General features: G+C 44.3%; 7 protein-coding genes and 2 pseudogenes. 7 read left to right on the top strand and 2 right to left on the bottom strand.

Going from position 1 to position 8,737, the window contains the following annotated elements; genetic code table 11:
* The 3 genes and pseudogenes from P5683_RS20375 to P5683_RS20365 form a co-directional block, all read left to right on the top strand.
* Positions 1-1,305, top strand: a pseudogene (locus P5683_RS20375) (group II intron reverse transcriptase); the annotation flags it as partial.
* Between the two features lie 88 nt (positions 1,306-1,393).
* Complete coding sequence (locus P5683_RS20370) at positions 1,394-2,380, top strand: transaldolase (protein ID WP_006670669.1); 987 nt, start codon at positions 1,394-1,396, stop codon at positions 2,378-2,380.
* Between the two features lie 240 nt (positions 2,381-2,620).
* Positions 2,621-2,989 (top strand): cyclic nucleotide-binding domain-containing protein, encoded by a 369-nt coding sequence (locus P5683_RS20365; protein ID WP_006616710.1) that lies wholly within the window; start codon positions 2,621-2,623, stop codon positions 2,987-2,989.
* 11 nt (positions 2,990-3,000) lie between these two features.
* Here P5683_RS20365 and P5683_RS20360 read toward each other — a convergent pair whose 3' ends face one another.
* Complete coding sequence (locus P5683_RS20360) at positions 3,001-4,155, bottom strand: ATP-dependent 6-phosphofructokinase (RefSeq protein WP_006620963.1); 1,155 nt, start codon at positions 4,153-4,155, stop codon at positions 3,001-3,003.
* Positions 4,156-4,882: 727 nt separating this feature from the next.
* Between P5683_RS20360 and gap the strand changes: the two genes are divergently transcribed.
* The 3 genes from gap to hypB all read left to right on the top strand — a co-directional run bounded on the left by gap (position 4,883) and on the right by hypB (position 7,244).
* Positions 4,883-5,905: a type I glyceraldehyde-3-phosphate dehydrogenase gene (gene gap, locus P5683_RS20355; RefSeq protein ID WP_006620962.1), complete on the top strand. Its 1,023-nt coding sequence runs from the start codon at positions 4,883-4,885 to the stop codon at positions 5,903-5,905.
* Positions 5,906-6,027: 122 nt separating this feature from the next.
* Positions 6,028-6,369, top strand: coding sequence for a hydrogenase maturation nickel metallochaperone HypA (gene hypA / locus P5683_RS20350; RefSeq protein WP_006620961.1), 342 nt, complete (start codon positions 6,028-6,030; stop codon positions 6,367-6,369).
* A gap of 2 nt (positions 6,370-6,371) precedes the next feature.
* A complete protein-coding gene (gene hypB / locus P5683_RS20345) occupies positions 6,372-7,244 on the top strand; it encodes a hydrogenase nickel incorporation protein HypB (RefSeq protein WP_006620960.1) in 873 nt (290 codons plus the stop codon).
* Here hypB and P5683_RS20340 read toward each other — a convergent pair.
* Positions 7,224-7,370 (bottom strand): hypothetical protein, encoded by a 147-nt coding sequence (locus tag P5683_RS20340; protein WP_006670668.1) that lies wholly within the window; start codon positions 7,368-7,370, stop codon positions 7,224-7,226. The genes hypB and P5683_RS20340 overlap by 21 nt on opposite strands.
* A gap of 77 nt (positions 7,371-7,447) precedes the next feature.
* On the opposite strand from P5683_RS20340, the pseudogene P5683_RS20335 reads away from it, so the two are divergent.
* A pseudogene (locus P5683_RS20335) lies at positions 7,448-8,701 on the top strand (recombinase); the annotation flags it as partial.
* Between the last annotated feature and the right edge of the window lie 36 nt (positions 8,702-8,737).

Genomic DNA, 8,737 nt, shown 5'->3' with positions numbered 1-8,737 from the left:
GTCAAGCACGGTTTTGAATGGGAGTGGGGGAAGGCGACTTCCCTCTCGACCCCTACAGATATAGCGAAATGTTTTGACCGAATAAACCATGATTATCTACTATCCAAAATTCATTGTCCGAGCAGCCTGAAGAAAGACCTGAAACAATGACTCAAAGCAGGTGTGCTAGATAACGGCGCATTTGAAGATACAGAAACAGGGACACCTCAAGGAGGGGTAATAAGTCCACTCCTAGCTAACATTGCACTGGATGGCATGGTTAGGTTAATTGAGAAACTGTATCCGAAAAGTACCAATGGTAAACCTTATGCCACGGTAATAAGATACGCCGATGATTTTGTGGTCATATCCAAAGACTTAGGAATCATTGAACAGTGCAAAACTGCTATTTCCGAATGGTTAAAACCTGTTGGACTAGAAATAAAACCTGAAAAAACTCGAATTTGCCACACACTCAATCCTATTGAGTACAATGGTAAAACAGAAAAACCAGGGTTCGACTTTCTTGGATTCAATATCAGGCAATACCCGGCAGGAAAATATAAATCTGGGAAACTTGGGGGAAGAAGAAAAGGAGGCTTCTTATTTAATAAAACCCCCCACAAACTATTAGGATTCAAAACTCACATAAAACCCAGCAACAAAGCAGTTAAAGCCCATACACAAACGATTAAAGGTGTAATAAAACAACTTAAAACAGCACCTCAATCAGCCCTGATTAGCAAGCTAAACCCGGTAATACGGGGATGGTCAAACTACTACTCAGGGGTAGTCTCATCAGAGACCTTCGTTAAGCTAGACCACACAGCGTGGCTAATGTTAAGGGCATGGACAGTATCAAGATGCGGAAAGGCAAACCACGAAAAGCTAGGAAACTACTTCCACAAAGGAACGGTTAAACTTAGCAATGGGAAAGAAAGACATGAATCTTGGTTATTCCAGACCGAAGATGGATTCCAACTATGGAAACATAATTGGACTCCGATTGTTAGACACACCCTAATACGCCCTGACGCAACACCATACGACGGAAACTGGACTTACTGGGCAACCAGAAAAGGACAAGCAATCGACACGCCCAACAGGGTAGCAAAACTACTCAAAAAACAAAAAGGTAGATGTACCTGGTGTGGACAGTATTTCGCACCATCGGATATAGTTGAAGTAGACCACATTGTACCTTGAAGCTCAGGCGGAAAGGATGAATACAAAAACCTTCAACTATTACATCGCCATTGTCACGATGATAAAACGGCACTAGATAACGCCAACGCTGTATCCTTAACAATGGAACAATCAGACTAGGAGCCGTGTGAAGGGAAACTTTCACGCACTGTTTTGAATGGGAGGGGGTAGAGGCGACTCTACTCTCGACCCCTAATAGGAGCTAAAAATGTCCAACACTTTGTTAAAACAACTGCGAGATTTTACTATTGTTGTTGCTGATACTGGGGATATCAAAGCTATTCACAACTTTACCCCCCAAGATGCCACTACTAACCCATCTTTGATTACAGCAGCAGCAGGGATGCCAGAATATCAAGGTATTGTTGATGATACCCTGAAACAAGCTCGCGCTGAACTAGGAACCGAAGCGACTCCGAAAGATGTAGCTACCCGAGCCACGGACCGTTTAGCCGTGGCTTTTGGGTTACAAATTCTGGAAATTATTCCGGGTCGCGTCTCGACAGAAGTTGATGCTCGTTTATCTTATGATACTGAAGGCACGCTCGCTACAGCTCGTTATCTGATTTCTGAATATGAATCCCACGGTGTTTCACGCGATCGCATTTTGATTAAAATTGCCTCAACTTGGGAAGGAATTCGCGCCGCCGAAATCTTGGAAAAAGAGGGAATTCACTGTAATCTTACCCTATTATTTGGATTTCATCAAGCTGTAGCCTGTGCTGAAGCTGGAGTGACGTTAATTTCTCCTTTTGTAGGTCGCATTTTAGACTGGTATAAAAAGAAGACCGGACGGGAAAATTATGCCCCTCATGAAGACCCTGGGGTGCAATCTGTTACCCAAATTTATAACTACTACAAAAAATTCGGCTATCCCACGGAAGTGATGGGAGCGAGTTTCCGTAATATTGGCGAAATCACTGAACTGGCTGGCTGTGATTTACTCACAATTTCTCCGAGTCTTCTTGAAGAACTTGATACTAAAACGGGAGATTTACCCCGCAAACTCGACCCCGAATTAGCTAAATCATCGGACATAGAAAAAATCTCAATGGATGGGTCAACCTTTGCTAAAATGCACAAGGAAGATCCGATGGCTTCCGAAAAATTAGAGGAAGGAATCAAGGGGTTTTCTAAGGCTTTAGAATCCTTGGAAGACCTACTCGCCGAACGATTAACTATCCTCGAAAGTTAGGAAACTTTAACCCATGCGGATTAAGAGTTATGACCTGTTGAGGACCCCGATGGAGATGGATTTATCACCCGTAAAGAATGGGCGGGAACCGATCCTGTTTCTCAGGATTTAGATGACAATAAGGATGGTCGGACTACTCCCCCTATCTTACTCCCTCTCCCAGAAGGAGAGGGAGTAAGATAGGGAGTTTTATTACCTGTTTCTCATTGTCCATTGTCAATTGTCAATTATCCATTAGCTATGTTAGAACCTGCACAAACTGTCCAAATTTTTGAAAACCTGCCGGAGCAGATTTTATCGGCCGGAGAGGTAATTTTTGAAGAAGGAGAACCCGGCGATTTAATGTACGGTATTCTTGAGGGGGAAGTAGATTTTGTGGTGAAGGGAAAAGTAATTGAAACCCTGAAAAAGGGGGATGTGTTTGGGGAAGGAGCCCTAGTTCATCCAGAGAAAACTCGCGCCTCTACAGCCATAGCGAAAACTGGCTGTAAACTGGCAACAATGGATGAACGGCGATTTTTATTCGCCATTCAACAGACCCCCCTATTTGCTTTACTGGTAATGAGAAGTTTCTCTAATCGCCTCCGTAATTTAAAGCGATCGCTTTAATTTCTCAGATATCAGTTCAGTATAGTTTCTGGGGTTTCAATATTGACATTATCCTGATGACCATTTTGGCTGGTGGAACAGGTACTGTGTATTTCTGATTCTTCTCCCAGATAGACACCAAGAGCCCTGGCTGTTTCTATCCAAAATCCATTAGGGTCAAGTAGGCGGGGGCTATTCTGAAATACCTTTTCGAGGGAGACGGTGACAACTTGGTGGTTGCTCCAAGCCACCATTTTGCCATAGTCCTCAGCCGCAATCACATCAACAGCAGTTTTACCAAAAGCGGTAGCCAGCAAGCGATCTTGAGAGGAAGGCGCACCACCCCGCTGGACATGACCAAGGACTGTAGCTCGCGATTCTACCCCTAGTGTAGTTTCAATTTCCGTAGCCACATATTCACCTATACCGCGTAATCGCACTTCTCCCAAAGCATCTTTATAAGACCGGGACTCTCCGCTGGTAGTTTTAGCACCTTCAGCGACGACGACGATCGCAAATTTGCGCTCCCATAAATTCCGTAACTGCTGTATGCGTTTACACAAACCAGAGACAGAATAGCGAATTTCTGGAATCAAGATAGCATCTGCGCCGCCAACAATTCCAGAATGTAGAGCTAAGTGTCCGGTGGTGCGACCCATAACTTCGACAACCATCACCCGATCATGGCTCGCAGCCGTACAGCTAAGGCGATCGAGGGAATCTAAAATTGTACTCACAGCGGAATTAAAACCCACCGAGAGTTCCGTACAAGCGACATCATTATCAATAGTCTTGGGAACCCCTACCAGGTTCATATTGCCCTTTTTCGCCAATTTGTGCAAAATGGCAAGGCTACCGTCTCCACCAATAGCGATCAGAGCATCCAATTCCAAGTCATGGTAGCCAGAAATTACCTCATCAGCTTGAGCCTCGGTATCTCCCTTATTAATGGACCCCAGAATAGTCCCACCCATACTCAGTAACGGGTCAATCCCATGGCGTTCTAATCCATAGCGGTTCAACACAACACTTTTACGCTCAATTAGGCCCTGGGTGGCATAGGGAATGCCCCGTACTTCCCAATTATATTCACAAGTAGCATAATTCACGACCGCGCGAATTACTGCATTCAGACCGGGACAGTCTCCTCCACTGGTCAAAATCCCGATACGCTTACGTTTAGTCATAATATGTAAGCCTCCAAAAGTTAGGAACTTCAATTCTTGCCGATCGCCTTCTCCCGGACAGTTCCAGGTTTTCCATCCCAATCTAGTTTTGGTTTTTGGCCAAATTGGTCGTCAACTTATGCAACCTGTCTTTAGGGATATGGGCAATCTTCCCGTTAAACTGGGCTATCTTGGTTAGTCTGGGCTTTAGTTCTTCGAGCCCATTGAGCCGTTGTTACCGTCACACTTCAAATCCTACAGCCAATCACACCAAAGGATGTATAATTTTGGTTTTTTTTAGTTTTTCTTAACCTGGGTTTAAACCCCGTTACTCAAATTTTACAACTAGATCATATCAGCCGATCGCCACTTATCTAGGAGTTGACAAAATCCCATAATTGTGCATAAATGATATCGGCAAATTTGAGGAAATCCTGACATCAGACCACTAATTTAATATTAATTTAAGATTCTTGGGATGCCCCGAAATTTGAGAAAAGCATATAGCTGTGGTAAGGTGGCTATGGTAATCTCCCCCTAGGGCGATCGCATACTTGTTTAACAATTAATAATTGTTTAAGCTGCATTACCAATCTGCTCTCTGTGGTAGAATACCAGCAGTTGAACTCTGTCCCTTGCTATTTTCTCGGCTAGAAAATTATTTCTAGCCCCAAAATTTTGCTGTTAAAACCAAGTTTTTGACAGTATTTAAACAGTGGTGTTATCCCAACGGAGGATTATCTGAATCATGACAATTAAAGTAGGTATTAACGGATTTGGTCGCATCGGACGCTTAGTCATGCGCTATGGTAGCAAACACCCTGACATTCAGTTTGTCGGCATTAATGATCTAGTCCCGGCTGATGCCTTAGCATACCTGTTAAAATACGACTCTACCCACAAACGTTTTGACGGTCAAGTAGAATCCCAAGATGAAGCCATTGTGGTTAATGGACAAACCATTCGCTGTACATCTATCAAAGATCCCACCCAACTACCATGGAAGGAACTAGGAGTAGATTATGTAGTAGAATCTACTGGCTTATTTACCAACTATGATGGCGCTTATAAGCACATCGAAGCAGGTGCTAAACGGGTAGTTATTTCCGCACCCACCAAAGACCCAGAAAAAGTCAAAACCTTAGTGGTTGGGGTTAACCATCAAGACTTCGATCCAGCTTCTCACCCCATTGTTTCCAATGCTAGTTGTACCACCAACTGTTTAGCGCCGATTTCTAAAGTTATTCAAGACAACTTTGGGTTAGCAGAAGGTCTAATGACCACAGTTCACTCTTTGACGGCGACTCAACCAACGGTAGACGGTCCTAGTCGCAAAGACTGGCGTGGTGGACGTGGTGCGACTCAAAACATCATCCCGGCTTCCACCGGAGCGGCTAAAGCTGTTACCCTAGTATTACCAGAACTAAAAGGCCGTTTAACTGGTATGGCTTTCCGGGTTCCCACTCCTAACGTCTCAGCGGTAGACCTAACTTTCCGCACAGAAAAAGCCACGACCTATGACGAGATTTGTGCAGCGATGAAATCGGCTTCCGAAGGTGCGATGAAAGGCATTTTAGGATACACAGATGAAGATGTAGTTTCTTCGGACTTTATTACGGACGGTCATTCTAGCATTTTTGATGCGGGAGCGGGAATCGAACTGAACTCTAATTTCTTTAAAATAGTATCTTGGTACGATAACGAATGGGGTTATTCCTGTCGCGTAATTGACCTAATGCTATCTATGGCTAAGGCTGACGGTTTACTGTAGTTACCATAGCGATTCTGGTTGGGAGACCCTACGCGATCACATCTTAGGGAAACCCGGTTTTGACAAAAATCGGGTTTCTGGTTTCCTAAAAACAAGTCTCATCTACATCGGAGTAAACGGCGATGCACGAAGTTGGTATTATGGAACAAACTTTAGCGATCGCCTTACAAAAAGCTAAAGAACAGGGCGCTAATCAGATTCACCGTATTAAAATGACAGTAGGCGCTGATTCTGGAGTAGCCGTAGAAGCCCTAGAATTTGCTTTTGATGTCGTGGTTGCTGGAACGATCGCCGCCAAAGCCAAATTCGAGATCGACTATCTCCCGGTTCGCTGTTACTGTCACCACTGTAATCAGGAATTTGAACCCAAAACCTGGTTTTATGAATGTCCCCAGTGTGGCGAACCCAGTCTTGACATTCGCCAAGGAAGAGAATTAGAACTGACATCCTTAGAGGTTTCGTAGTTATGTGTACCAATTGCGGTTGCGCCGTTACACCGGGAAACATCCACATTCACAGTCACGCAACAGATCACGATCACGATCATGGTCACGATCACGATCATGATCACCATCACCACCATGGTCACGATCACGATCATGATCACCATCACCACCATGGTCACGATCATCACCACCACCATGATCATAACCATGATCATCAGCACAGCGAACATCAAACAGTGGATGTTCACACAGCCATCCTTTCCAAAAATGACCGACTCGCGGAAAGAAATCGAGGCTTCTTTTTAGCGAAAAAACTGTTTGCGATCAATGTGCTGTCTTCTCCCGGTTCAGGAAAAACAGCATTACTGGAACGCACTTTATCAGATATGGGTTCCCGTCTCAATAGTGCGGTAATTGTGGGAGACCTGGAAACTGATAATGATGCTCAAAGGTTGCGACGAACCGGAATGCAGGTAGTGCAAATTACGACGGGAAGCGTCTGTCACCTGGAAGCGGAAATGATCTCCCAGGCTTTAAGTAAAATCAACCTGGATAATCTGCAATTATTATTTATCGAAAATGTGGGGAACCTAGTTTGTCCCGCCGCCTACGACCTGGGGGAAAATTTGCGGGTAGCTGTGTTGTCGGTGACGGAAGGAGAAGATAAACCCCTAAAATATCCGACTCTGTTCAAAACTGCCAATATAGCCATCATCAATAAAATCGACATTGCGGAAGCGGTAGGGTTCGATCGCGAAACTGCGATTAACAATATCCGCCGCATTGCACCACAAGCTGAGATTTTGGAGGTATCTGCTCGTACTGGGGAAGGTATGGAAGCCTGGTATGATTACCTGGAGAAGGCTTGTTCGTTAGAAGCGATCGCCATCTAAAATCAGGGATGGGGAGTCTGGAGACTTCCAACGAAGGACTCCACCATAGGTCGTCCCGTGAGTAGTAGTCACACAAAAAACCAGGGGGAATTCAGCCCCAGGGCGAACGATGGGATTCGAAGTCATCAGGATAGCTATAACCCCTATTCTACCGCCATTCTAATGCACTCAAAAGCGATCGCACATTTAGGAGTTAGTGCAAAATGAGTGCAAGTACAAACAGTACACATAGTGGTACATATCAAGGCTTTGAGGATATTCTTGAGTTTTTCAACCTATCCCGCAAACAATGTCCCAAAGGTGTCAGGATTAAGCGTAACCGGGGGACAATTCAGCTAGACATCACTACTGACCCGGAGACGGGAGGGCGTAAGCAGCGAGGATGTAATTGTCAGTTCACTTCTGAGGGTATCCGTAAGGCCGTTGATAAGGCCTGGTTAGTTCATAAATCCCTTGACGGACAATTTCAGTCGGTGTCTGAATGGCTGGACTGGTACAAGGCTACTATCCTTGATGAAAACAAAACCCCTTTGGAAAACGACTTAATCACCTATCGCCAAGTGTTTAAAGAGATGGAAGATGATTACTTTAATGGGGTACACAAGAACACTAAACGGAAGCGCTCTCGCGATATATCAAGTGACCAAAGTTCATTTAAACGCTGTTTTCTTACTGTGTTTAACAAAGTCACAGACTGGGATGTTTATGTGAGCTGGGATGGTATCAAAGAAGCACTGTATAGCCCATTACAGGACGGTAATAGTCCGGTAGGTCACAAAGACTTCAAAAATCGTTACTATCGATTAAGACAAGTAGCAGAACGTGCTGGCTGCAAAAAAGCACTAGAGAAATGAGAAAAGATTGACCCCGCCCAGACAGTGTTTACTAAGTCCCAAAGTATAGATTTAGATACCTTGCTAGGTTTGCTAAATAAGGAACGCAACACTGATTATCGTTCTGTCACAGAAAATCAAGTACGTGATGGCTGGTGTTGGGTGTCGGCAATGTGTGCTTTATACGGGTTGAGACCATCAGAGGTCGCGGCAGTACAAAACCTAAACAAGGTAGTCAAGATTGACGGTATCACTTTCCCGGTCATATCTGACCCTAACAACCTTGAGTTAGTGTTGGTTATTGGTGAGTTTACTTACTTTGGTAGTAGCACCAAAACAGGTCAACGGTTGGCTATCCCAATGTCAAAAGACAAGGCTTTGATTGACCGTCTTGGGATTCATAACGTTTGTTTGCCTATTACAACATCTAAAGACCCTAATGGTTTTAATAATAACCACAGGTTATGGCTTAAACGTCACGATTGGGGCTTTACTCAAGCATTAGCTTTCCGACATCTAGCCAACCAATTAGGTGAGATGAATGGGATACCGCAGGAAATCAGAGCACGTTCATTTGGTCACAGTGTTGCGGTCAATGACAGCAAATATAGCACAAGACAGAATACTTAGGACGTATAATGGAGAGGACGAGATGACTAA

The sequence above is a fragment of the Limnospira sp. PMC 1279.21 genome, from assembly GCF_032349615.1.
Classification (GTDB): domain Bacteria; phylum Cyanobacteriota; class Cyanobacteriia; order Cyanobacteriales; family Microcoleaceae; genus Limnospira; species Limnospira fusiformis.
This window is presented reverse-complemented; position numbering and strand designations above follow the sequence as displayed.